The organism is Fontisubflavum oceani, assembly GCF_030407165.1.
GTDB lineage: Bacteria > Pseudomonadota > Alphaproteobacteria > Rhodobacterales > Rhodobacteraceae > Rhodophyticola > Rhodophyticola oceani.
On the sequence record NZ_CP129111.1, the window covers coordinates 2,409,533 to 2,433,790 of the forward strand.

The window sequence follows — 24,258 nt, forward strand, 5'->3', positions numbered from 1 at the left end:
CGGGCGCTGGCATAAGGGTTATCCCCGCAAAATGCTCTTCCCGGCATAGGCGGCGGTCTCGCCCAGCATTTCCTCGATCCGGATCAGTTGATTGTATTTCGCCAGCCGGTCGGAGCGGGCCAGCGACCCGGTTTTGATCTGACCGCAGTTGGTCGCCACGGCGAGATCGGCGATGGTGGCATCTTCGGTCTCGCCCGAGCGGTGCGACATCACGCAGGTCATCCGGTTGCGATGGGCGAGATCGACGGCGGCGAGCGTTTCGGTGAGGGTGCCGATTTGGTTGACCTTGACGAGCAGCGAGTTTGCCGCGCCCTGGTCGATCCCCATTTGCAGACGGGCCGGGTTGGTCACGAAGAGATCGTCGCCAACCAGTTGCACCGTGTCGCCAAGCGCGTTGGTCAGCATCTTCCAGCCGTCCCAATCATCCTCAGAACAGCCATCTTCAATGGAGAGGATCGGATAATCGGCGCAAAGCGCCTGCAGATAGGCAACATTCTCTTCGGCTGAAAGGGATTTCCCTTCCCCTGCAAAGACATATTTGCCGTCTTTGAAGTATTCCGTTGCGGCGCAATCAAGGGCCAGCATAATGTCGTCGCCCGCCGTATAGCCCGCTTTCTCGACAGATTTCAGGATGAAATCCAGCGCATCGCGAGTGGAGGAGAGGTCCGGCGCGAATCCACCCTCATCCCCGATCCCGGTGGAGAGGCCTGCAGCAGACAACTCCTTCTTCAGCGTATGGAACACCTCGGAGCCCATCCGCACCGCCTCAGCAATCGAGCGGGCCGAGACCGGCATGATCATGAATTCCTGAATATCAATCGGGTTATCGGCATGCTCGCCGCCATTGATGATATTCATCATCGGCACCGGCAGCACATGCGCCTGGGTGCCGCCGACATAGCGGTAGAGCGGTTGGGTGGTGAAATCGGCGGCGGCCTTGGCTTGGTCGCAAGCGACACGCCGAGGATGGCATTAGCGCCCAGACGGCCTTTGTTCTCGGTGCCGTCAATCTCGATCATCGCGGCATCAATCGCGGCCTGTTCGGTGGCATCAAACCCCACGAGACCCTCGGCCAGTTCGCCATTCACGGCAGCGACAGCCTCCAAAACGCCTTTGCCGAGATACCGGGCCTTATCGCCATCGCGTTTTTCGACCGCTTCATGAACGCCGGTCGACGCGCCCGAGGGCACAGCGGCGCGACCCATCGTGCCGTCTTCGAGCAGAACGTCGACCTCAACGGTCGGGTTGCCACGGCTGTCGAGAATTTCGCGGGCGTGAATGTCGATGATGGTGCTCATGGCGGTCCTCATGGGTCAAATGTTGCGCGCTCTATAGCAGGGCCGAGGCGTGGATCGAAGGTGTTTGTTGGCGGTGCGTCGCCCCTGCGTCATCGCGCCCGCAGCCGTGCCTCTCGGGCGAAGCTGTAAAGGCCGGTGGCAATGACAATCGCGGCGCCAATCAAGGTCCAAGCGTCGGGCCGTTCGCCAAAGATCACCAGCGCGATGATTAGCGCAAAGATGAGCCGGGTATAGCGAAACGGGGTGACCGCGCTGATCTCGCCCACCCGCATCGCTTTGGTGATGGAGAAATAGGCGACAAGCCCCATGACGATGGCCCCCAGCATCGCGCCCCAGATGATTGGGGAGGGCCAGGCGGCCCCACCGCTGAACGCCAAAAGGCCAAGGCCAGCCGGAATGATCGCCGCCATGCTGTAGGTCGAAAGCTGCGCGGTCGAGATCATGGTGGGCACCGGCCTTGTGGCCAGGTCTCGGGCGGAGAGAAAGACCACACCCATCACCGCGAACCAAACATTGGCATCGAAGCCCTCAAGGCCCGGCCGAATGATGATCATCACGCCGATGAGCCCAACAAAAATCGCGGTCCAACGTCGCCATCCAACCGGCTCACCCAAAAACAAGGCGGCCCCAAGGGTCACCAAAAGCGGGTTGGCTTGGATGATGGCCGAAAAGGTCGAGAATGGGATCAGGGCGATGGCTGTCACGACGCCAATCGTGGCTCCCATTTCCGACAGATTGCGGATGATCACGGGCCGCATCAGCAGAACCGGAGAGATCAGGCGCACGCCCTCGTGCTTGGCCAATATGCCGAAAACCAACGCGCCGCCGAGGCCAAACATCGCCAAGATTTGCCCGACAGGCAGGGTTTCGGAGGCGAATTTGATGAACATATCGGCCAGTGCGAAGCCCAACATCGCCAGCGTCATCCACGCCATGCCGCGTATATTGTCCAAACCGCTTATCCTTGTGCCGCCGCCTCTTGGCCGTAACGCGCCGCGTCGGCGATGGAAAGGGTAAAGCGCGCATCAGGTTCCGGCGACTTGGCGGGCATACTCCGCGGCGTCGAACCAGCCTTTTGAGGCCTGGACCTTGCCATCTGCGCCCAAGTCCCATTCCTCCCATCCGCGAATGTTCAGCGGATGGCCGGTGCCTGCATCATGGCCCGTGAAGGTCCAGACAAACACCGCGTGATGACCAGCCAAGCGGATATCGTCGCAGAGAAGCGTCAAATCGGGCACATCGGCATAGAAGCCTGCTGCCATTTCGGCGACTTTCATGCGGCCCAACCATGGTTCTCCCCGGTTGATCACGATCTTGCCGTCTTCAGCGTAGAAAGACGCGACCGCGTGCGGGTCTTTGGAGTTCCAGGCGGCGGTGTAATCCGTCGCGATCTGGGTGAGGGTTTTGAGGTCGAGAGGCATGGGCACGGGCTCCGATCGATGCGGGCAGCGTGCCCGAGATCCGATCAGATTGGCCTGAAAGGCGGCACGCACCTAGCCTTTTTTGAGCGGCACACCGTAAAGCTCCAGCTTATGGCCCTTCAGCTGATAGCCAAGCTTGGCGGCAATCTTTTCCTGCAGCGCCTCAATCTCGGGGTCGACGAATTCGATCACCTCGCCCGAATTCATGTCGATGAGGTGGTCGTGATGATCCCGCTCCGCATCCTCATAGCGCGCGCGGCCATCGCCGAATTCGAGCCGGTCGATGATGCCTGATTCCTCAAACAGCTTCACGGTGCGATAGATCGTGGCGATGGAAATCCGCGGGTCGCGGGCCGAGGCGCGGGCATAAAGCTCCTCCACATCGGGATGGTCGTCCGATTCTTCGAGAACTTGCGCGATCACCCGACGCTGCTCGGTCATCCGCAGGCCGCTGGCCTCGCAGCGGGCCTCAATCGTATCACTCATCTCCCGGCCCCCGGCTTCATCCTTGGGGGTCTGTTTTAGGCGAAAGTGACGGGCGGGGAAAGCCCGCCTTTGGGGAAGGTCGGGTTTAAAACAGCCCCGTCCGCACAGCGCGCGCCAATGGTTGACACCGGATGCCTCTCAGCCTCTGTTCGGCGAAAGAGCAGGTGGAGGCCGGGTATGCAGCGCAAAGATCATTTGGACGCGTTTGGTGTGATCTCGCTGACTGGCTTTTCGCTGCTTCTGGCGTTCAATCAGGTAGTGATCAAGGTCGCCAATGAGGGGATACAGCCGGTCTATCTGGCCGGGTTGCGTTCGCTTGGCGGGGCGTGTTGCATTCTGGCCTGGATGTGGTGGCGCGGCCTCTCGACCCGGATCAGCCCGGGCACAGGCTGGGCGGGCGTGTTGATCGGGGTGATCTTTGCGCTGGAGTTCATTTTTCTGTTCATGGCGCTGGATCTGACCACGGTCTCGCGGATTTCGGTGATCTTCTACACGATGCCGGTCTGGCTCGCGATTGGGGCGCATGTTTTGCTGCCGGGAGAACGGCTCACGGGCATCAAGGTTCTGGGTCTGGCATTGGCGGTTGCCGGCATGGCCTGGGCGATGTTGAACCGCAGCGGCCCGGTTGGAGAGGCGTCGGTTCTGGGCGATTTACTCGCGCTGGCCGGATCAATTGGCTGGGCGGCCGTCGCGCTCACGGTGCGGGCCACGAGGCTGAAAGAGGAGACGCCGGAGATGCAGCTCCTGTGGCAGCTTGTTGTGTCCACGCCGATCCTGTTGATCGCGGCGCTGTTCTTTGGGCCGCTTCTGCGCGACCCGAGCTTGATCCATTGGGCGGGCCTGGGGTTCCAGATTGTGGCGGTGGTCAGCGCCGGGTTCTTGTTCTGGTTCTGGCTGCTCAGCATCTATCCCGCGGCTTCGGTCGCCTCCTTCAGCTTTCTGGCGCCGATTTTCGGGGTGATCCTGGGCTGGGCCCTTTTGGGCGAGCATGTTGGGCCGGAGATTTGGGTGGCGCTCGCCCTGGTCTGTGCCGGACTGGTCCTGATCAACCGTCCAGCGTCAAATCCGCCCAAATCGGCAGATGGTCCGACGCCCGCCCCGCAGGACCCGCGCGCATAACACCCGCTTGCGCCAGGCGCAGCCCGGCCCGGTTGCGACCCGATCCAGGGCCGCCATCGGGCGCCAGGACGGAAAACTGCGCCCGGGATTGTGCAGCGTGAAATACGGATCAAGCGGGGCGAACCCGGCGGCGGGCGACCATTCATTGAGATCGCCAAGCAGGACCGTTGGGCGCGGCGGCAGATGCGCCAGCTCGGCCATGATCAGGGTCATCTGTCGTTGCCGATCCCGACGGCGCAGGCCCAGATGCGTGGCGACCGCGCGGAAATCTCCGACCGGTCCAACCAAGTCCGCAATCACCGCGCCGCGGGGTTCCAGCCCAGGCAGCGGCAGGCGGTTCACCCCCTCGACCCGCCAAGCGGGGCCGGTGAGAAGCGCGTTGCCATGCCAGCCGAGCGAGACCGCGTTCGAGGCGACCCGCACAGGTTGCAGCTTTGCTTCCTCAGTGATGATCCGCGGGGGCAGGGCACTCCGCCGGGCGCCAAGCCGTTTATCGGCCTCTTGCAGGGCGACAATATCCACGCCGATCTCGGCCAATATCCTGGCGATCCGATGCGGATCGCGGCGACGATCAAGGCCGACGCATTTCCGGATATTGTAACTTGCCACGCGCAGATGGCCGGGATGTTTCGGGAAAGAATGGCTCATATCAGGCAAGGTTATCGGCGCGTAAGGTCTAGGAAAGCCCGACGGGCAAGATTAGATTAATTGGCATGAAGGCCCTGCGTGATCAACTCTGGCTGACCTATGTGATCTGGGGTGTGTTGATGCTGTCGGCATTGACAGCCTTGGCTACGGCGCGCTGGCCGGTCGCTTTCGTGGCTCTGGCCACAATCTTGGTCTCGATGCTGCCGATGATACTCGCGCCGCGACTTGGGCTGCATCTGCCCCGACGGTTCATTGCGGTTATCGTGCTCTTTGTCTTCGCCACACTGTTTCTGGGCGAAGTCTATGATTTCTACGAACGGTATTGGTGGTGGGATATCGCGCTGCATGGGTTGTCGGCGGTCGGGTTCGGCCTGATTGGGTTTCTTCTGGTCTTTATCCTGTTTGAGGGGGATCGCTATGCCGCGCCCGCCTGGGCACTCGGGATGATCGCCTTCTGCATGGGCGTGACCATTGGTGTGACCTGGGAGATTTTCGAGTTTGGGATGGATCAGATTTTCGGTCTGAACATGCAGAAGTCCGGACTGATGGACACGATGGGCGATCTGATTGTCGATTGCATCGGGGCGGGGATTGGCGGGCTCACCGGGTATCTCTACCTCAAAGGGCGTGACCTCGGCGGCAGCCGGGCCGTGATCGACGAGTTCATCCATCACAATCGCCGCTTCTTCCGTCGGTCGGGTAAGCGCCGCGACCGCTAGGTGCCGCAGAAAGTGCGGGTGACCTCTTCCTCCTGTCCCGGAGCAGTCTGATAGGCGCTGTGCTCTGGTTGATCGTCGAACGGGCGTTTCAAAATCTCATGGAGTTTGAAGAACGGCCCGTATTCGCCTGAAACAGCGGCCTCAATCATCTCTTCGACACGGTGGTTGCGCGGTATGAAGGCGGGGTTCACGGCCTGCATGGCGGCCTGGCGGCTTCGGTCGTCGCCCGGCTCACGCGTGAGGCGGTCTTGCCAGCGGGGCAGCCATTCGATGAACCCCTGCGGGCTGGCGAATTCCTCGATGGTGCTGCCCGGTTGCGCGCCGCTGAGAGCGCGGAAGGTGCGGGTGAAATCGGCCGCCCCCGTCTCCATCAGATTGAGCAGGTCAAAGGCCAGGGCGATATCGTCCTCTTCGACGGTGCTCAGGCCCAGTTTGCCACGCAAGATATGATGCCAAGCCGTGTTGAACAGATCGGGGAACCGATTGATCTCCTCGGTGAATATCTCTATCGCATCGTCCTTGTCCGGCATCAGCGGTAGCAAGGCCGTGGCCAGCTGCGCCAGGTTCCAGACCGCCACATTGGGTTGATTGGCATAGGCATAGCGCCCGAATTGGTCGATGGAGCTGAATACTTTTTCGGAGTGATAGGCATCCATGAAGGCGCAAGGCCCGTAGTCGATTGTTTCGCCCGCGATCGACATATTGTCGGTGTTCATCACGCCGTGGATGAAGCCAACCCCCATCCAACCCGCGATCAACTCCGCTTGCGCCGCCACAACGGCTTGCAGAAGCCCAAGCGGGCCGTCCGCCTCTGGGTAATGGCGTGCAATGGCATGATCGGCAAGTGCCTGAAGCGCGTCGGCGTCTTGCCGCGCCGCGAAATACTGGAACGTGCCAACACGGATATGGCTGGCGGCGACGCGGGTGACGATGGCACCTGGCAGCGCCGTTTCGCGCAGGACGGCTTCGCCGGTGGTCACGGCGGCCAGGGCGCGGGTCGTCGGAATGCCAAGCGCAAACATCGCTTCAGAGATCAGATATTCGCGTAAGACCGGCCCGAGCCAGGCGCGCCCATCTCCCCGGCGAGAATAGGGCGTTCGCCCGGCACCTTTGAGTTGGATGTCGCGCCGTTGGCCTTTCTGATCGACAACTTCGCCGAGAAGCACTGCCCGGCCATCGCCAAGCTGCGGCACCCATCCGCCAAATTGATGCCCGGCATAGGCTTGCGCCAAAGGAGCCGCGCCGTCGGGCAGGGTGTTGCCGGCAAAAATCGCGGCAATCTCCGCCTCATCTTCCGGCAGAATGATGCCGAGTTCCTTGGCCAGGGGGCGGTTGACGGCGATCAGGCCGGGGGTCGCGACCGGGGTCGGAGGTAGGGCCGTGAAGAACCGATCGGGCAAGCGGGCATAGGAATTGTCAAACGGGATTTGCATAAACGCGGGTGCCTTCTGTTCGCTCCTCTTTAGGTAGTCCTGTGTCGGTCCCTTGCAAAGGTGACCGCTGGACATATCTCGCAAACCTAGGTAACAAGTTACCAGATTGGAGACTCGATATGGCCGTTGACCGTACACAGACCGGGGTGCGCCTTTACACACCACTTTTGAAAACCCTGAAAGGCTTGGCGGAATACCTCGATATGACGCTCAGCGATCTGTTGGAGGGGATCATTCTGCACGGGCTTGAGAACAAGCAGGCCTTCACCGATGAGCAGCTTGAGGTGATCGGGCGGATCAAGGGCATCTATGGCTGCGATTGGGTTGCGACGGACAGTCATATGCACCCAGATCAGGAGGGGAAAGATGGCAAAAGGTGAGCAACCGGTCCGCGATGATGCGTGGATTTCCTATATCGGTGAGGGGTTTGCGGATCGCAGCCTACCGGCCTCGGAATTCTCGCATCAGGCGCATTGGGCGGCGGTAATTTGGCTGCTGGCCGGTCACAATCCGGCTTGGGTGGCGCAGGAGATGCCTGGGATGATCCGCGCTTTCAACGAGGCCCATGGCGGGGTGAATAGTGACAGCGAAGGGTATCACGAAACGATCACGCTCGCCTCAATCGCGGCGGCAGCGCATCAGATGGCGCAGATGCCGGGCGCGGACAACTCGGAGGTTCTGGCGGCGATTTTCTCGGCAGAGTTCGGCGACCCCAACTGGCTGCTCCGTCATTGGCGGCGCGAGACGCTGTTTGCGCCCTCCGCACGACGTTACTGGGTGGCGCCGGATCTGGTGCCGCTGCCATTTGGGGTGTTTCACCCGCTGGCCAAGGTCGCCTAAAGCCGCGCGATCCGCTCGGTGAGCAGGGCAAAGAACCCCGCCGCATCCACATCGCCCATGAAGGTGGCGTTCGGCGCGCGGTTGGTGACACCCCACCAATCGGCCACGGTCATGCCAAGCGTCAGTTCCGATTGTGTTTCGATCTCGACATTGACGAAACGGCCCTGGAACAACTCCGGTTGGATCAGATAGGCGATGACGCAGGGGTCATGCAGCGGCGCGCCTTCGGAGCCGTATTTCTCTTTGTCGAAGCGTTCGAAAAAATCGGTCCATTCCGCCACCATCTTGCCCACATGGGTGCCCATGGCCCGGAAGGTCGCGACCCGCTCGGCGGTGGTCAGCGCCTTATGCGTCAGGTCGAGCGGCATCACCGTGATTCTGATGCCGGATTTAAACACGATGTCAGCGGCTTGCGGGTCGACATAGATGTTAAATTCAGCGGCGGGCGTGATGTTACCAACCTCAAAATACGCCCCGCCCATCAGCACAATCTCGGCCACCTTCTCGACGATATCTGGGGCGCGCAGGAAGGCCTTCGCAATATTGGTGAGCGGCCCAAGCGGGCAGAGTGTGACCGTGCCAGTGGGCGCTTGCCGCAGGGTGTCGATAATGAAATCGACGCCGTGTTTGTCCTGCAGCGGCATGGTTGGATCAGGCAATTGCGGGCCGTCGAGGCCCGTTTTGCCATGCACGTGTTCCGCGGTGACCAGTTTCCGCGCCAATGGGGCGTCGCAACCCGCGAAAACTGGAATATGCGTGTGCCCGGCCAATTCGCAGACGATGCGCGCGTTTTTCTGGGTCAGCGCAAGCGGCACATTGCCGGCCACCGCCGTGACACCCAAAACCTCGATCTCTTCGGGGCTCGCCAAGGCCAGAAGGATCGCGACCGCGTCGTCTTGGCCCGGATCGGTGTCGATGATGATTTTGCGGGGCATGGGCACGGTCCTATTATTCAGATGGCGCGAAATTGGCGCGACCAGTCAGAAGATTCAATGCCTCCGGCGGGGATATTTGGGAAGCAGAGAAGGGGACGCCAAACCGCAACGGAAAAGGCCGCCCCGGATGAGGCGGCCTTTTGTTGGTTGGATCGGCGTTTAGCGGTTTTCGATATCCACATAGTCGCGATAAGTCGCGCCGGTATAAAGCTGGCGCGGGCGGCCGATTTTGCCCGATGGGTCGGCGATCATCTCTTTCCACTGCGCGATCCAGCCCACGGTGCGGCTGAGCGCGAAGATCGGGGTGAACATCGAGGTCGGGAAGCCCATCGCGTCGAGGATGATGCCCGAATAGAAGTCCACATTGGGGTAGAGTCTCTTGTCGTGGAAATAGGAATCCTCGACGGCGATCTTTTCGAGTTCCTTGGCAACCTGCAGCGTCGGATTGTTCTCGATGCCCAGCAAATCCAGCACCTCATCGGCGCTTTCTTTCATTACCTTCGCACGTGGGTCGAAGTTCTTGTAGACCCTGTGGCCGAAGCCCATCAGACGGAACGGATCCTCGCGATCTTTGGCGCGGTTGATGAACTCAGGGATCCGGTCGACGGTGCCGATCTCCCGCAGCATCTCCAAGCAGGCCTGGTTTGCGCCGCCATGGGCCGGGCCCCAGAGACAGGCGATACCAGCGGCGATACAAGCGAACGGGTTCGCGCCGGAGGAGCCCGCCAGACGCACGGTCGAGGTCGAGGCGTTTTGCTCATGATCCGCGTGCAGCGTGAAAATCCGGTCCATCGCGCGCGAGAGGATCGGGTCCGGCTGATACTCTTCCGCGGGAACCGCGAAACACATCCGCAGGAAGTTCGTGGCATAGTCACAATCATTGCGCGGATACACAAACGGCTGCCCGATTGTGTATTTATAGGCCATCGCCGCGATGGTCGGCATTTTCGCGATCAGACGGATCGTCGCCACTTCGCGCTGCCAAGGGTCATTGATATCGGTCGAGTCGTGATAGAACGCCGACATCGCCCCGACCACACCGGTCATGATCGCCATCGGATGGGCGTCACGGCGGAAGCCACGGAAGAAATTCGCCATCTGCTCATGGATCATCGTGTGACGCGTCACACGATCTTCGAAATCTTCCAGCTCGGCGGCATTGGGCAACTCGCCGTAAAGCAGCAGATAGCAGACTTCGAGATAATGCGACTTGCCCGCCAGTTGGTCGATTGGATAGCCCCGATGCAGCAGCTCACCCTTTTCGCCGTCGATAAAGGTGATCTGGCTTTCGCAGGCCGAGGTTGAGGTGAAGCCGGGGTCGTGGGTGAACACGTCGCCCTGACCATAGAGTTTGGTGATGTCGATCACATCCGGCCCCGCCGTCGGCGAGTGCATCGGAAGCTCCAGGGTCTTGCCGTCGAAGCTTAACGTGGCGGATTTGCTGTCAGCCATCTCAGTCCCTTCCTAATTGGCCACACCCGGCCAGATGCCGGGCGGGTCGTTCCAGGGGCCTTATCTTGGCCCGTGATTTCTTGGCCAGAACCCAAGCGCCGTCATTGGGCGGGGGCGGCGGCCTCCGTCAGGCGGGCGATCGTTTCATCGCGGCCAATGACGAGCATCATGTCATAGACACTGGGCGTTGCTGCCCGACCGGCCAGAGCCGCGCGCAAGGGCTGCGCAAGCTGGCCGAATTTCAGCCCGTGGGCCTCGGCCGTTGTGGTCAGGACCGCCTCAAGCGTGTCACGGGACCAGCTATCATTCTGCAGCTGCGTAGTCAATTCTAACAGTATACCACGGGATACATCGGTCAGCGCCGCCTGGCTCTTTTCATCCCGGTCAAGTGGCCGTTTCGCTATAACAAATTGGGCCTTTTCAAGCAGATCAGGCAAGGATTTGGCCCGATCCTTGAGGCAATACATCGCAGTCAACAATCCGTTATGCTGCACCTGCGAAAGAGCTGGCTGGTCTGTCATCTCCCGAAACCGAGCGATCTCTTCGACCAAATCGGCATCATCCATCTGCGCGATATGCCAAGACGCCACATGTTCCAGCTTTTTGAAGTCGAGCCGGGCGGGCGATTTGCCAACTCCGCCCAGGTCGAACCATTCCAATGCCTGCGCATCGGTGAAAAGCTCATCATCGCCATGGGACCACCCGAGCCGAGCCAGATAGTTGCGCATCGCGGCGGGCGGATAGCCCATGGCGGCATATTCTTCGACGCCAAGCGCGCCGTGGCGTTTCGAAAGCTTCTTACCATCTGGCCCATGGATCAGCGGGATATGGGCGAAGACCGGCAAATCCCAGCCCATCGCGGTATAGATCTGCGCCTGCCGCGCGGCGTTGTTGAGATGGTCGTCGCCACGGATCACATGAGTGATGCCCATGTCGTGATCATCCACCACAACTGCGTGCATATAGGTCGGTGTGCCGTCGGAGCGGAGCAGGATCATATCGTCGAGCTGATCGTTGCGCACCGTCACGGCGCCCTGAACGGCGTCTTCGATCACGGTTTGCCCGTCGCGCGGCGCTTTCAGGCGGATCACAAAGGGCGCATCCGGGTGTTGATCTTCCGGCACATCGCGCCAGGGAGAGAGGAAGAGCGTGGAGCGGCCCTCGGCACGGGCGGCATCGCGGAATGCGGCGATCTCCTCTTGGGTGGAGAAGCATTTATAGGCTGACCCTTGCGCCAACATCTCCGTCGCGACCTCCGCGTGACGGTCGCGGCCAGCGAACTGACTGATCGGTTCTCCGTCCCAATCGAGGCCAAGCCAGGCGAGCCCGTTCAGGATCGCTTGTGTGGCCTCGGGGGTCGAGCGCTCCCGATCCGTGTCTTCGATCCGAAGCACAAACTTGCCGCCCCGGCCGCGGGCGTAGAGCCAGTTGAACAGCGCCGTGCGTGCGCCCCCGATATGCAGAAAACCGGTGGGCGAGGGGGCAAAGCGGGTGACCACGGGTGCAGGCGTATCGGCCATCTTCATCCTTTTCGGCGCGGGGTCTGGATCGCGCGCGTTAACGTCTTGGAAACCATGAGGTGGGTAGGTGTTAAGCGAGTGTTTAGGCAACCGCGCGGGAGGTGACAAGGGTGCGCCTCTGGCATCTGATCGACCGGGTTCAGCAAAGCCAGCGCGGGGCGCTGATGCCGTGGGCGCCCGTTTTCCTCGGTCTCGGTGTGGCGTGGTATTTTGGGTTTCGGGTGGAGCCCGGTTGGCCTGTCTACAGTTTGGCGCTTCTGCTGGCACTCGTCGCAGCAGCGATCGCATGGCGTTGGCGAGAAGTGGCGGGCCCCGCTGTCACGGCACTTCTCCTCGTCGTGTTAGGTCTGTGCCTGGCCGGGTTTCGCGCCCATGATGCCGCGGGGCCGGTGCTGGAGTTCCGCTATTACGGGCCGATCGAGGGGCGGATCGTGGCGATTGATCGTTCAGCCTCCGATGCGATCCGGCTAACCTTGGATCAGGTTGTGTTGGAACGGACATCGCCCGAACGCGTGCCCAATCGGGTTCGGGTCTCCCTACATGGGGAGCAGCGCTGGCTCACCCCTGAACCGGGGGCGCGGGTGATGATGACCGGCCATCTGGGGCCGCCCGAGGGGCCCGCCGAGCCTGGCGGTTTCGATTTTCAGCGCCATGCCTGGTTCCTCGAAATCGGTGCGGTGGGGTATACCCGCGTGCCGGCATTGCTTCTGGAACCACGTGAAGGTTGGGCCTTGCCGCTGACCCATCTGCGGCTGGACCTGTCAGCCGCGATCCAGGCACGGATTCCGGGGGAGGCGGGCGCGTTTGCGGCGGCAGTGCTGAGCGGCGACCGCTCCGGTCTCTCCGCCGGACCGCTGGAGGATATGCGCCGCGCGAACATCGCGCATCTGCTGGCGATCTCAGGGTTGCATATGGGGCTGTTGACCGGGTTCGTCTATGCCGCTCTGCGCTTTGTTCTGGCGCTTATCCCGGCTCTGGCGCTGCGTTATCCGATCCGCAAATGGGCGGCGCTGGCGGCCTTGGGGGCAGGGGCGTTTTACCTGGCCCTCTCCGGTGGAAATGTCGCGACGGAACGGGCCTTTATCCAGGTGGCGGTGATGTTCACCGCCGTCTTGCTCGATCGGCGGGCGATCACGCTCCGCTCGGTGGCGATTGCGGCCCTGATTGTCCTGGCGCACCGTCCTGAGACCTTGCTCAGCCCTGGGTTTCAGATGTCCTTTGCCGCGACCGCAGCGCTTGTGGCCGTGTTCAACGCTTTGCGCGGCCATCGGTGGCTGACCGATCTGCCGGTTTGGTCCAAGGGCGTGGTGGCGCTGGTGATTTCTTCCGTTGTGGCGGGCGCGGCCACCGCGCCTTTCTCTGCAGCGCATTTCAATCAAGTGGCGGTCTATGGGCTCTTGGCCAATCTGTTGACGGTGCCGGTGATGGGCAGCGTCGTGATCCCTTGTGCGGTTTTCGCAGCATTGCTCTGGCCGCTTGGCCTCGAAGAGATCGCGTTTTGGACGATGGAGAAGGGCCTGGTTTGGATTTTGGCTGTCGCCCATGAAGTCGCCACACTGCCGGGCGCGACGCGCCCGATCGTCGCGCCGCCTGCCGGCGTTTTGGCGGCGATCAGCCTCGGGGTAATTTTCGTCATCCTTTGGCAGGGCCGGGCACGACTCCTGGGGTTTGCGCCGGTGGCGCTCGCTTTGGTGATCTGGTCAGGCAGCGACCGGCCCGATTTGCTATTGTCTTCCTCCGGGCGCTTGGCGGGGCTTGAAACATCGGAGGGGCGCGCCCTGACCAAGCCACGGGGAGACGGGTTTGTTGCCGGGATCTGGCTCGAGAATGATGGGGATCGGGCGGATCAGCCCGAGGCTGCCATCCGCCCGGGCTGGCAGGCCGAGGGGGAGGGCTGGCATGTTGTTTTGGAGAGCGGTCATAGCCTCTGGCATGGGGCTGGTCGCCGCGCGGCGCGCGAGATGGAAGCCGCCTGCGCTCGCCATGACATTGTCTTGGTTTCTGAGCGGTTGCGGGATTACGCGCCCGACCTCGTGCCAATGGCGGAAGAAACGGGGTCACATCTTTCGGCTGTTGAACGTGTGGATTGGATTGGGGCGACGCTGTCGCCGGATCAGGTGGACCGCGCGGCCTATGCCGAGGACCTGCCGGCCATCACCCCCGATGCCCCGTGCCTGTTGATTTCGGGTGACACATTGGCCGAAACCGGCGCGATTTCCCTCTATGTCACCAAGGATCGCGTCGAATTCACCACCGCGCGCGCCCTGCAAGGCGCGCGGCTGTGGACGCGCGGGCGTTAATAGGTGCGGATCAACCCGACCAATTTACCCTGCACCTTAACCTGATCGTCGCGCAGCATGCGGGTCTCATATGCCGGGTTTGCAGCTTCAAGCGCAACCATATTGCCCTTCTGCCGGAAGCGTTTCAGTGTCGCCTCCTGATCTTCGACCAGCGCCACGACGATATCACCATTATCGGCGGTCGCGCTTTCTTCAATCACGACGATATCGCCATTGTTGATCCCGGCCTCGATCATGGAATCGCCTTTGACCTCAAGCGCGTAGTGGTGCTTGTTCGTGCCCACCATCTGCTGCGGTACGGTCACATGGGTCGCCACCTGGCTGATCGCTTCAATCGGTGTCCCCGCGGCGATCCGGCCCATCACCGGCAGGTCCATCGCACCGACCCCGCTGACCGGCATCGCGCCCGCGGGCGGGGCGCTCCGATCACCTTCGATCACGCGCGGTGTGAAGCCGGTTTTCGCTTCCAGCGCCTCGGGCAATTTCACAATCTCGATCGCACGGGCGCGATGGGCCAGTCGGCGGATGAACCCTCGCTCCTCAAGTGCCGTGATCAGCCGGTGAATGCCGGATTTCGAGCGCAAATCCAGCGCCTCTTTCATTTCATCAAAAGAGGGCGGCACGCCATCGCGTTGCATCCGCTTGTGGATAAACTCCAAAAGGTCGAGCTGTTTCTTCGTCAGCATTTGATTGCCTCCGCCTGTTCGATAAGGGCCTCGTTCAGGGAATGTTCTACCCCTGTTCCCCCTCTGTGTCAACGAATCGGGTGCGAGGGGGTAATTCTTCTCCGCCCAAGGGTAATCTGACCGCGTCGGCCTGCCATCCTGACATCTCATGACATCGATTTTCTTGGTCATGGCGCAGTCTTAGCTTTTCCCCCGATGGATTTTCAGGGAGCAATGGTGGTGGAGGAGGCCCGATCCGCATGGACCATAAACCCTATCTGACCCATATCCGATCCTTCGAGGCCGCGGCGCGGCATCTGAGCTTCACCGCGGCTGCCGATGAGTTGAACTATACCCAGGCCGCGATCTCTAATCATGTGCGGTCCTTGGAAGAGTATCTCGGAAAACCGCTCTTTATCCGTCATGCCCGCAGCTTGGAGCTGACCGGGCCTGGGCAGGCCTATCTGCCCGGCCTCCGTCGTGCCTTGCAGCAGATCGAAGACGCGACCGAGGCGATCGTCACCCGGACCCATGATCAGACCGTGGTGATCTCCTGCCCGATCAGCTTGGCGGAGAACTGGCTCGCGGCCCAGGTCGCCGCATTTCTGGCGGATCACCCCGGTTACACGATCACCTTAAACGGCACGATCTGGGCCGACAGCGTGGGCGAAGTGGCCGATCTGACCATCGAGATCAAACGCCAAGACGCGGTGTTGCCGGGCGATGCGCTCCTGGCGTCGGAAGAACTGACCGTGGTTTCCGCACCGGGCTATCAGGTGGCGGGCGAAGCGCTGTCGCGGCCCGAACAATTGGCCAACGCCGATCTGATCCATATTCTGACGCGGCAGGATTGCTGGGGCGCGGTGGCCGATGGATTGGGGCTCGACAATCTCGATCTGCAGGGCGGAGTGCGGTCGAACTCCTCCAATGTGGCGCTGGAACTGGCGGCGAACGGGTTGGGATGCGTCGCGGTTCTGCGCTCCCTGGCGCTGCCCTATCTCGACCGGAATGTGCTGATCGAGCCGTTTCCTTGCGCGGTGGAAAGCCCGTGGAGTTACTACCTCACCCGTCCGGTTCGGGCGTTGAAGCCCTCGGCCCGGCGGTTCCGAGACTGGCTTTTAGAGAGATCAGCTGCGGAGCCGTAGCCCGCCCGGATCGAATGGCGGCTCGGCCAATATGCGGGCCTTATGGGCCTGACCCAGAACATAAATCTCCACTTCGTCGCCGGGCTGCACTGTGCCGGTTTTGGCAAAGCCGAGTGCCAGGGATTTGCCGGTATGCGCGGAATAGGCGCCGGAGGAGACACGGCCGACCGCCGTACCATCGGGCCGGAATATCGGCTCGCCGCCGCTGGCATCAGCGTCGCGAGCCTCCATCTCGAATATCTGCAAGGTCTCGCGCGGTTCGTTGTCGGCCAGCGCCAGAAAGGCGTCTTTGTGCAGGAACGCCTTGTCGAGCTTGATCAAGCGCTCCAGGCCAAGCTCCTGCGGCCAGTATTCCGGGCTATATTCACGCCCCCAGGAGCCATAGCCCTTCTCGATCCGAAGCGACCCGAGGGCCCGGCTGCCAACTGGCCCGCCGCCGAGGTCGCGGGCGGCCTCAATGAGCGCGGTATAGAGGGCCACCTGCTGATCTGCCTCGCAATGCAACTCCCACCCGAGATCGCCGGTGAAGGACACCCGCAGCGCCACAACCGGCACGCCCGCCACAACCATCTGCCGCGAGCGCATAAAGCGGAAGGCGTCGTTGGAGAGGTCTTCATTGGTCAAGCGCTGCAACAGTTCGCGAGATTTCGGCCCGGCGATATTCATGCCGCAAAGCGCGTCGATGCGGTTTTCGAAGGTGGTGCCGTCCGGCAGGGGCACCATATTGAAGAACCGCTGATGATAGCGCTCGGCCATGCCGGATCCGATCATCATGTAGTGGTCTTCGGCCAGTTTGGTGACGGTGAAATCGCCCGCCACGCCGCCGCGCACGCCGATGAGCGGCGCGAGGCAGGACCGCCCGATCTCCGCCGGAACGCGATTGGCCAGAAGCGCATCGAGCCAAGCCTGCGCGCCTGGGCCTTTGATCTCGTAATTGGCGAAATTGGAGATATCGAGCACGCCCACGTGGTTGCGCAGCATTTGAACCTCGCGGCCCACCGGCTCAAACCAGTTCTGCCGCTTGAACCCGATGGTCTCGGTCACGCCCGGCTCATCGGCGAACCAAAGCGGATGTTCCCAGCCACAGTTCATCCCAAAAACCGCGCCCATTTCCGCTTGCATCTCATAGGCTGGTCGCACCCGCGCAGGGCGCCCGGCGCTGCGCTCCTCATTTGGGAAATGGATCGCGAAGCGGTTGGCATATTGGTCCTCAACCCGGGCCTTGGTGAAGGCCTTCCCTGCCCAGGAGCCATAGCGCGCCAGGTCCCAGCCAAACATGTCGAGCTTCGGCTCGCCCTCGATGATCCATTCCGCCGCCAAAAGGCCGAGGCCACCGGATTGTGAGAAGCCGGGGATGATGCCGTTGCAGCAGAAATAGTTCCGCCGCTCCGGCACTGGGCCAAAGAGCGCGGAACTGTCCGGTGACCAGATCATCGGCCCGTTGATCACCCGTTTCACGCCGGCATTGGCGGCCGCCGGGACCCGCTCCATCGCGCGCATAACGTTTTCCATGATCCGGTCCAGGTCATCGGCAAAAAGCTCATGGCCGAAGCCCTGCGGGGTGCCATCCTCAGCCCAAAACCGCATGTCGCGCTCATAAGCACCGATCAGCAAGCCCTGACCTTCCTGGCGCAAGTAATACTCCCCATCGCGATCGGCGACGGAGGGCAGGCGGGTGCCCTGGGCGACGATCTCGTCGATGGTTTCGGTGACGAAATACTGGTGCTCGGTCGGTTGCAGCGGCAGGTCGATTCCGGCAAGGGCGGCGACTTCACGCCCCCAAAGCCCGGCGGCATTGATCACCCAATCGGCCTGGATATCGCCGTTCGGCGTCTCGACGATCCAGGTCCCATCTGGCTGTTGCCGGGTCGCGGTGACGGGCGTGAAGCGGTGGATCTCGGCCCCCATCGCGCGCGCGCCTGCGGCATAGGCCATGGTCACGCCGGATGGGTCCACATTGCCGCCATCGGGCTCATACATAATGCAGCGGATGCCGTCGAAATCGACCAGGGGATGCAGGCGCTCGGCCTCATCGCGGCTGATTTCATGGAAATTCATCTTGTAATAGCGCGCCTTGGCCTCTTGCAGGCGCAACTGATGCTCACGGTCTTCGGTTTGGGCGAGATAGAGCGAGCCGGGTTGGAACACGCCGCAGCCTTGGCCGGTTTCCGCCTCCAACGCCTTGTAGAGGTTCATCGTGTAATGCTGGATGCGGCTGATATTGGTGTTGTCATGCAATCCGTGGATATTGGCCGCCGCATGCCAGGTGGAGCCCGAGGTCAACTCATCCCGCTCCAGCAGCACTACATCTTTCCAGCCGAGTTTCGCCAGATGGTAGAGGATGGAGCACCCGACCAACCCGCCGCCAATCACCACGGCCTGAGCATGTGTTTTCATCGGGTTCTGTCCTCTGCCAACAAGCGCGCCTCACACACGGGTAGAGGGCTGGCTCCGGATCGGCAAAGAAAAAATCTTATGGCAATGCCCCCGCTTCTTTGGGGTCATGGTGTCAAATCAGCAAGGCTTCGACAATTGCGCCGGCGGTTTGCGGTTCTTGATGCGGCGGTCGGACCAAGAGCGCGTCGGCATCGGCCAAGCGGGTCAGGAGCGAGCTGTCCTGCGCATCAAAAGGCGTGATCTCAGGCAATCCGTTGCCGGGGATCAGGCGTGCACGCATATAATGCTCACGCGGGCCGTTCGCAGACAGGTCGACGGCGAGCCGGGCATGGGTCAAGCGCCGCTCACCCGTCGGCAGGCCAAGGAAAGCATGCAGCATCGGAACGATGAAGAGATGACCGCAAACCATTGACGAAACGGGATTACCGGGCAGTCCAACAAGAGCTGATGTCGCCAGCCGCCCCGCCATCAAAGGTTTGCCGGGCCGCATCGCAATCTTATAGAAGGACCGCTCCAGCCCCATCGCAGCAGCCACCTCGCCAACCAGATCATGATCGCCCACCGAGGCGCCGCCAATGGTCACGATCAGGTCCGCACCTGCGGCCAACCCAAGCACGTGTTCCAGGCTTTCGCGGGTGTCCCGCGCGATGGGCAACATCCGGGCATGGCCACCCTCTGCCTCGATCAGCGCTTTCAACCCATAGGTGTTCGACGCGATGATCTGATCCGGGCGCGGCGTCTCGCCAGGCTGCACCAACTCGTCGCCGGTGGCGATCAACGCCACCTCGGGCCGCCGCGTGACGGGCAGGGTGGCGTGGTTCATCGAGGCGGCCAGCGCGATATCTGCCGGGCTCAGTCGGCGCGGCGCTTCGATCCTGTGGCCTTTGCGGAAATCGCCGCCCGAGGGGCGGATATGGGTCTTTTGATCAAGTTTGTCGCCAAGGGTGATCCGCTCGCCATCCCGGGTGACGTCTTCTTGGATGATGATCCTATCCGCGCCCTCGGGCACCGGCGCGCCGGTGAAGATGCGCAGCGCCTCGCCACCGCCGATCTGACCATGCCAAACATGGCCGGCGGCAGCCTCTCCAATAACGCGGAACTGCGCCCCGGAGGTGGCGTCGTCGCTCCGCACGGCATAGCCGTCCATGGCGGAGGCGGCGAAGGGCGGCTGGTCCCGCTCGGCCAAGACGGACCGCGCCAGGACTCGGCCCGCGGCCTCGGCCAGCGGTACGTCTTCAACCTCCAACACCCGGGTCAGGGCAAGGCATTGGGCCAGCGCTTCGGCAACAGTGATCACGTGTCGGCCTCGAACCGGCCGGATTTGCCGCCATCTTTCAACAAGACGCGCAGGCCGCCGATTTCCATCGCTCGGTCGGCGGCTTTCAGCATATCATAGACCGTCAGCGCGGCCGTTGACGCCGCCATAAGTGCTTCCATTTCGACGCCGGTCTGCCCATTGGTCTTGACGGTTGCTTTGATCCGCACACCCGGCAGATCGCGATCGGGGTCAAGCTCCATGGCCACCTTGGTCACCGGCAGAGGGTGGCAGAGCGGGATCAGATCGGCGGTGCGTTTGGTTCCCATAATCCCGGCCAGCCGCGCCACGCCCAAAACATCGCCCTTCTTGGCGATCCCCTTTTCAACCAGATCAAGGGTCTCGGGCCGCATTTTGACCCAAGCGCCCGCTGTCGCGACCCGCGCGGTAACTGGTTTTTCCGAGACATCGACCATATGGGCCTGCCCCTCGGCGTCGAAATGAGTGAGATCTGGCATCAGAGCCCCGCTTTTAAGGGATTGGCCAGCAGGTTTCTGGTGGCTTGCGCCACATCCTCCTGCCGCATCAGGCTTTCGCCGATTAAGAAACAGCGCGCGCCATATTGCGCCATATCGGCGAGATCCTCCGGGGTGGACAGGCCGCTTTCGGCCACCACAAGCCGGTCATCGGGGATCATCCGGACCAGCCGTCGGGTCACATCAAGAGAGGTCTCGAAGGTATTGAGATCGCGGTTATTTATACCAACGAGGCGCGAGGATAGGCGGCTGGCTCGCTCAAGCTCCGCCTCGTCATGCACTTCGATCAGCGCGTCCATGCCCCAATCCGCCGCGGCCGCTTCAAGCTCCGCCGCTTGACCATCATCGAGGCTCGCCATGATGATCAGAATGCAGTCGGCCCCAAGCGCGCGCGCTTCGGCCACTTGATAGGGGTCATAGAGGAAATCCTTGCGCAAAACGGGCAGCTCGCACGCGGCGCGCGCCGCGACCAGATAGCTGTCATCGCCCTGAAAGCTTGGCCCATCGGTCAACACGCTCAGACAGGTCGCACCACCGGCCGCATAAGCTTCGGCCAAGGCGGGCGGGTCAAAATCGGCGCGGATCAAACCTTTCGACGGGCTCGCCTTTTTAATCTCGGCAATCAAGCCATAGCCTTCGCGAACAGCGGCGTGAAGCGCATCGGCAAAGGGGCGCACCGGATCGGCGGCGCGGGCCTCGGCCTCGACGGTTTCAAGAGGCCGCTCTTGCTTGCGCGCGGCGATGTCGTCCAGCTTGTAAGCCTTGATCTTCTCAAAGAATGGTTGGGGTGCTCATGCCGCCTCCGATGTGATGCGCGCCAGCGTCTCGACCGCGTTTTTGGCCTTGCCGCTATCAATGCTTTCGCGTGCCATTTCAACCCCTTCCACCAGGGTTGTCACCTTATCCGCGACGATCAGCGCCGCCGCTGCGTTGAGCAAGACTGCGTCGCGATAGGCCCCTGGTGCCCCGTCAAGCAGCGCCTGGAAGGCATGGCCGTTTTCCTGCGGTGTGCCGCCCAAAATGTCGCGCAGCGGGTGAACCGGCAGCCCCGCCTCTTCGGGGTGAACTTGCCGTCCGCGGATCTTGCCATCTTCCAACACGGCGACCGAGGTCTCACCACTGATCGAGATCTCGTCGGTGCCATCCGCGCCATGCACGAGCCAGACTTTTTCGGACCCAAGCTCCTGCAAGGTCTCGGCCATCGGATAGATCAGGTCGATGGCGAAGGCCCCGGTGAGTTGGCGTTTCACGCCTGCGGGGTTGGTCAATGGGCCGATGATGTTGAAAATCGTCTTGCAGCCGAGCTCTTGCCGGGTGGGCATGACATGTTTGATCGCCGGATGGTGCATCGGCGCCATCATGAAGCCGATGCCCGCTTCCGCGATGCCGCGCTCCACGATCTCTGGGCCAACCATCACGTCGATCCCCATCTGGCCAAGTGCATCCGCCGCGCCGGATTTCGAGGAGAGATTGCGGTTACCATGTTTCGCCACCGGTACACCGGCCCCGGCCACAACAAACGCCGTGGCGGTGGAGATGTTGAGCGTCCCCATCCCGTCACCGCCGGTGCCGACGATATCCATCGCCCCTTCAGGTGCGCGCACTGGTACACATTTCGCCCGCATCACCGCCGAAGCGGCGGCGTATTCAGCCACGGATTCGCCACGCGCCCGCATCGCCATCAGCAATCCGCCAATCTGCGCCGGTGTGGCTTGGCCTTCGAAGAGGTATCCGAAAGCTTCTTCCGCCTGCGCCCGGCTGAGCGGTCCTTCGGAGGCGGCGAAGATCAGCGGCTTCATTGCATCATTCATGCGGGCTCTCCGATCCGCGCCATATCGAGGAAATTCTTCAGCATCTGATGGCCATGCTCGGAGCGGATGCTTTCGGGGTGAAACTGCACCCCCTCCATCGGCAGCTCTTTGTGGCGGAGGCCCATGATCGTGCCGTCTTCCAACTCGGCGCTGATCTCCAGGCAATCCGACAACCCCTCGCGGGCGACGACCAGCGAATGGTACCGTGTGGCGAGGAAGGGCGAGGGCAGGCCTGCGAAAACACCGGTGCCCTGGTGGCGCACTTCGCCCAATTTGCCATGCACGATTTCGCTATGACGTTGAACTGTGCCGCCAAAAGCTTCGCCGATCGCTTGATGGCCCAAACACACGCCCATGAGCGGCGTGCGTGTTTCCGCCGCAGCCTGGGTCAGCGCCAAGCAGATTCCAGCTTGTGAGGGGTCGCACGGGCCCGGCGAGAGCAAAATCGCCTCTGGCTTGAGCGCCATTGCCTCTTGCACATTGAGCGCGTCATTCCGCTCAACCCGGACATCCGCACCCAATTCCCCTAGATAATGCACGAGATTATAGGTGAAACTGTCATAGTTATCGATCAACAGCAGCATGGGGCCGGGGCCTTTCCGAAAGGGGGTGAAGGCGACGCGCGCCCGCGTTATACATGTTCAACAGCCGCGCCCCGGGGTCAAGGGATCGGGCAAGAACGGCGCGCGAGAATGAGGAGCGATGATGGGCAGAGGTGTGATCATTGGGATGGTCTGGGGCGTGTTGTTTTCAGCGCTTTTTCTGGCCGTGATTTCCTTGAACGCGCCGCTGCCGGAAGAGCGCGCGCCAGCGGCCTCAATGGTGGGAGTGGGTGATGCTGATACCCGGCCCGAATTGCCGGAGCTTGCCGCCGAGGATGAAGCTCCCAATCCTCTGGAGACGCCGGAGGTCGAGACGCCCCCAACAAGCGACGCCACCGCAGGCGCACCGGAGATGGGTGGGGCGGTCGAGCAATCTGAGACCGCGCAGGGACCAGCCGATAACGTGCCTCTGCCTGCCGGGTCGGAGTTTAACCGGCCTCCGCCGGACGAGGCAGCGGCTCTCCCCATCACAGATCAAGCGCCGGACGTAACCCCTCCAACGGGGAGCGCGGCACCGGCCCCGGATGTGCTGACCGGGTCGCCTGTACCCGATACCGCCTCCGCGCCACTTCCGACCGCGACTGCGGCGCTCGATCTGCCACAGATAAATGTGCCAACCGCGGATGGAACCACGCCAGAGGTCACCAATACGGATCAAGACCCACTTGCGCCGCCGCAAGAATTGCAACCGGCACCGCTTGGCTTGCCGCAGATCGAGACCGATCCCGGCGCGGTCCGCCTCGATACGACACCAGCCGCCGCGCCAGTTTTGGATCAGCCATCGGAGTCGGCCGACCCGGCAGAGACCTCTGAGCCTGAGCCGGTTGAGCCGACAGACCCCGGTCCCGCTCCGCTGGAAGCCGCTGGTCTTTCTGAACCGCGCTTGCCTCGGATCGGTGATCCACTGCCGACCGATGTAGGCACGGAGATGGATCAAGAGGATGCTGCATCGACGATGCCAGAGGATACTGCTGCGCGCCCGGCGATCGAAGCGTTCGCGGCGGAGTTTGACGCCGCAGAGACACGACCGTTGATGGCGGTGATCCTCATCGATGACCCAGCTTTTGGTCTCGACCGGACCCTTTTGCAGAGCTTCCCCTTTCCGGTGAGTTTCGCGATTGACCCGACCCGCCCGCAAGCGGCGGAGAATGCGGCCGCATATCGCGCGGCAGGGTTTGAGGTATTGATGCTGGCCGAGGATATGCTTCCTGCCGGTGCGGCCCCAGCCGATGTCGAGGTGGCTTTGGCAGGCGGATTTGAAGTCTTGCCGGAAGCGGTGGCGGTTTTGGATAGCGATCAGAATCGGGTGCAAGGCGACCGACCTGTGCTCGATGCGGTGATCTCGGTCCTACAAGAGACCGGCCATGGATTGGTGGCCTATCCCCGCGGCCTGAACGCCGCGGAACAAAGTGCCGTCCGGGTGGATGTGCCCGCAGCAACGCTGTTCCGGCAAATCGATTCCGAGCGGGAACGGGCCACGGTGATCACGCGGTATCTGGACCGGGCGGCCTTCGCGGCAGGGCAGGATGGCAGCGTCATCGTCATCGGGCATACCTATTCCGATACGGTGACGGCGCTTTTCTCTTGGGCCCTCGGGGCGCGGTCCGAAAGCGTGGCCATGGCACCGGTCTCGGCGGTCTTGACCCGATAGACACCGAAGCCACTCGAGGCGCGGG

The 24,258-nt window shown here is 62.1% G+C and carries 22 protein-coding genes and 1 pseudogene; 7 read left to right on the top strand and 16 right to left on the bottom strand.

Translation table 11 applies throughout. The features are described 5' to 3' along the window. Positions 1–18: 18 nt before the first annotated feature. The 4 genes and pseudogenes from eno to QTA57_RS12375 form a co-directional block, all read right to left on the bottom strand. Positions 19–1,298 (bottom strand): annotated as a pseudogene (gene eno / locus QTA57_RS12360) (phosphopyruvate hydratase). Positions 1,299–1,387: 89 nt separating this feature from the next. Then, positions 1,388–2,233, bottom strand: a complete 846-nt coding sequence (locus tag QTA57_RS12365; protein ID WP_330696681.1) for a DMT family transporter — start codon at positions 2,231–2,233, stop codon at positions 1,388–1,390. A gap of 90 nt (positions 2,234–2,323) precedes the next feature. Next, positions 2,324–2,719 carry a nuclear transport factor 2 family protein gene (locus tag QTA57_RS12370; RefSeq protein WP_290151748.1) on the bottom strand — a complete coding sequence of 132 codons (396 nt, stop codon included), beginning with the start codon at positions 2,717–2,719 and terminating at the stop codon, positions 2,324–2,326. Positions 2,720–2,791: 72 nt separating this feature from the next. Continuing rightward, positions 2,792–3,205, bottom strand: a complete 414-nt coding sequence (locus QTA57_RS12375; RefSeq protein WP_145208390.1) for a Fur family transcriptional regulator — start codon at positions 3,203–3,205, stop codon at positions 2,792–2,794. 177 nt (positions 3,206–3,382) lie between these two features. Here QTA57_RS12375 and QTA57_RS12380 point away from each other — a divergent pair, with 177 nt between their 5' ends. Beyond that, positions 3,383–4,324: a DMT family transporter gene (locus QTA57_RS12380; RefSeq protein WP_290151750.1), complete on the top strand. Its 942-nt coding sequence runs from the start codon at positions 3,383–3,385 to the stop codon at positions 4,322–4,324. Here the strand turns inward: QTA57_RS12380 and QTA57_RS12385 are convergent. Next, positions 4,265–4,972: an endonuclease/exonuclease/phosphatase family protein gene (locus tag QTA57_RS12385; protein ID WP_290151751.1), complete on the bottom strand. Its 708-nt coding sequence runs from the start codon at positions 4,970–4,972 to the stop codon at positions 4,265–4,267. The two genes, QTA57_RS12380 and QTA57_RS12385, sit on opposite strands and share 60 nt — an antisense overlap. A gap of 65 nt (positions 4,973–5,037) precedes the next feature. Here QTA57_RS12385 and QTA57_RS12390 point away from each other — a divergent pair, with 65 nt between their 5' ends. Beyond that, positions 5,038–5,691 (top strand): hypothetical protein, encoded by a 654-nt coding sequence (locus QTA57_RS12390; RefSeq protein ID WP_171559282.1) that lies wholly within the window; start codon positions 5,038–5,040, stop codon positions 5,689–5,691. Here the strand turns inward: QTA57_RS12390 and QTA57_RS12395 are convergent. After that, on the bottom strand, positions 5,688–7,124 hold the full coding sequence (locus tag QTA57_RS12395) for a protein adenylyltransferase SelO (RefSeq protein ID WP_290151755.1): 1,437 nt from the start codon (positions 7,122–7,124) through the stop codon (positions 5,688–5,690). The genes QTA57_RS12390 and QTA57_RS12395 overlap by 4 nt on opposite strands. Positions 7,125–7,243: 119 nt before the next feature. On the opposite strand from QTA57_RS12395, the gene QTA57_RS12400 reads away from it, so the two are divergent. Then, positions 7,244–7,504, top strand: a complete 261-nt coding sequence (locus QTA57_RS12400) for a hypothetical protein (RefSeq protein WP_290151757.1) — start codon at positions 7,244–7,246, stop codon at positions 7,502–7,504. After that, positions 7,491–7,964, top strand: coding sequence for a hypothetical protein (locus tag QTA57_RS12405; RefSeq protein WP_290151759.1), 474 nt, complete (start codon positions 7,491–7,493; stop codon positions 7,962–7,964). Before QTA57_RS12400 ends, QTA57_RS12405 begins: the two co-directional genes overlap by 14 nt. Here the strand turns inward: QTA57_RS12405 and QTA57_RS12410 are convergent. The 3 genes from QTA57_RS12410 to gltX all read right to left on the bottom strand — a co-directional run bounded on the left by QTA57_RS12410 (position 7,961) and on the right by gltX (position 11,871). Then, positions 7,961–8,899, bottom strand: coding sequence for a nucleoside hydrolase (locus QTA57_RS12410; RefSeq protein ID WP_290151762.1), 939 nt, complete (start codon positions 8,897–8,899; stop codon positions 7,961–7,963). The genes QTA57_RS12405 and QTA57_RS12410 overlap by 4 nt on opposite strands. Before the next feature lie 159 nt (positions 8,900–9,058). Further along, entirely contained in the window at positions 9,059–10,351 is a 1,293-nt protein-coding gene (gene gltA / locus QTA57_RS12415) for a citrate synthase (protein ID WP_145208407.1), read from the bottom strand. Positions 10,352–10,452: 101 nt separating this feature from the next. Next, positions 10,453–11,871, bottom strand: coding sequence for a glutamate--tRNA ligase (gene gltX / locus QTA57_RS12420; protein ID WP_290151765.1), 1,419 nt, complete (start codon positions 11,869–11,871; stop codon positions 10,453–10,455). 101 nt (positions 11,872–11,972) lie between these two features. Here gltX and QTA57_RS12425 point away from each other — a divergent pair, with 101 nt between their 5' ends. Beyond that, entirely contained in the window at positions 11,973–14,171 is a 2,199-nt protein-coding gene (locus tag QTA57_RS12425; protein ID WP_290151767.1) for a ComEC/Rec2 family competence protein, read from the top strand. Here QTA57_RS12425 and lexA read toward each other — a convergent pair. After that, the gene (lexA, locus tag QTA57_RS12430; RefSeq protein ID WP_290151769.1) at positions 14,168–14,857 is read right to left on the bottom strand and encodes a transcriptional repressor LexA; all 690 of its coding nucleotides are present in this window, start codon (positions 14,855–14,857) and stop codon (positions 14,168–14,170) included. The two genes, QTA57_RS12425 and lexA, sit on opposite strands and share 4 nt — an antisense overlap. 239 nt (positions 14,858–15,096) lie before the next feature. On the opposite strand from lexA, the gene QTA57_RS12435 reads away from it, so the two are divergent. Then, entirely contained in the window at positions 15,097–15,981 is an 885-nt protein-coding gene (locus QTA57_RS12435) for a LysR substrate-binding domain-containing protein (protein ID WP_290151771.1), read from the top strand. Here the strand turns inward: QTA57_RS12435 and QTA57_RS12440 are convergent. The 6 genes from QTA57_RS12440 to QTA57_RS12465 all read right to left on the bottom strand — a co-directional run bounded on the left by QTA57_RS12440 (position 15,964) and on the right by QTA57_RS12465 (position 22,564). Continuing rightward, on the bottom strand, positions 15,964–18,378 hold the full coding sequence (locus tag QTA57_RS12440) for a GcvT family protein (RefSeq protein WP_290151772.1): 2,415 nt from the start codon (positions 18,376–18,378) through the stop codon (positions 15,964–15,966). The two genes, QTA57_RS12435 and QTA57_RS12440, sit on opposite strands and share 18 nt — an antisense overlap. 112 nt (positions 18,379–18,490) lie before the next feature. Beyond that, a complete protein-coding gene (locus tag QTA57_RS12445) occupies positions 18,491–19,675 on the bottom strand; it encodes a molybdopterin molybdotransferase MoeA (RefSeq protein WP_290151773.1) in 1,185 nt (394 codons plus the stop codon). Next, on the bottom strand, positions 19,672–20,151 hold the full coding sequence (gene moaC / locus QTA57_RS12450) for a cyclic pyranopterin monophosphate synthase MoaC (protein WP_145208420.1): 480 nt from the start codon (positions 20,149–20,151) through the stop codon (positions 19,672–19,674). Before moaC ends, QTA57_RS12445 begins: the two co-directional genes overlap by 4 nt. Continuing rightward, on the bottom strand, positions 20,151–20,936 hold the full coding sequence (trpC, locus tag QTA57_RS12455; protein WP_290154907.1) for an indole-3-glycerol phosphate synthase TrpC: 786 nt from the start codon (positions 20,934–20,936) through the stop codon (positions 20,151–20,153). The genes moaC and trpC overlap by 1 nt, the downstream gene beginning before the upstream one ends. Before the next feature lie 24 nt (positions 20,937–20,960). After that, positions 20,961–21,980: an anthranilate phosphoribosyltransferase gene (gene trpD / locus QTA57_RS12460; RefSeq protein ID WP_290151775.1), complete on the bottom strand. Its 1,020-nt coding sequence runs from the start codon at positions 21,978–21,980 to the stop codon at positions 20,961–20,963. Further along, complete coding sequence (locus tag QTA57_RS12465) at positions 21,977–22,564, bottom strand: anthranilate synthase component II (RefSeq protein ID WP_290151777.1); 588 nt, start codon at positions 22,562–22,564, stop codon at positions 21,977–21,979. Before QTA57_RS12465 ends, trpD begins: the two co-directional genes overlap by 4 nt. Positions 22,565–22,682: 118 nt before the next feature. Between QTA57_RS12465 and QTA57_RS12470 the strand changes: the two genes are divergently transcribed. Next, positions 22,683–24,233 carry a divergent polysaccharide deacetylase family protein gene (locus tag QTA57_RS12470; protein WP_290151779.1) on the top strand — a complete coding sequence of 517 codons (1,551 nt, stop codon included), beginning with the start codon at positions 22,683–22,685 and terminating at the stop codon, positions 24,231–24,233. Positions 24,234–24,258 lie beyond the last annotated feature (25 nt).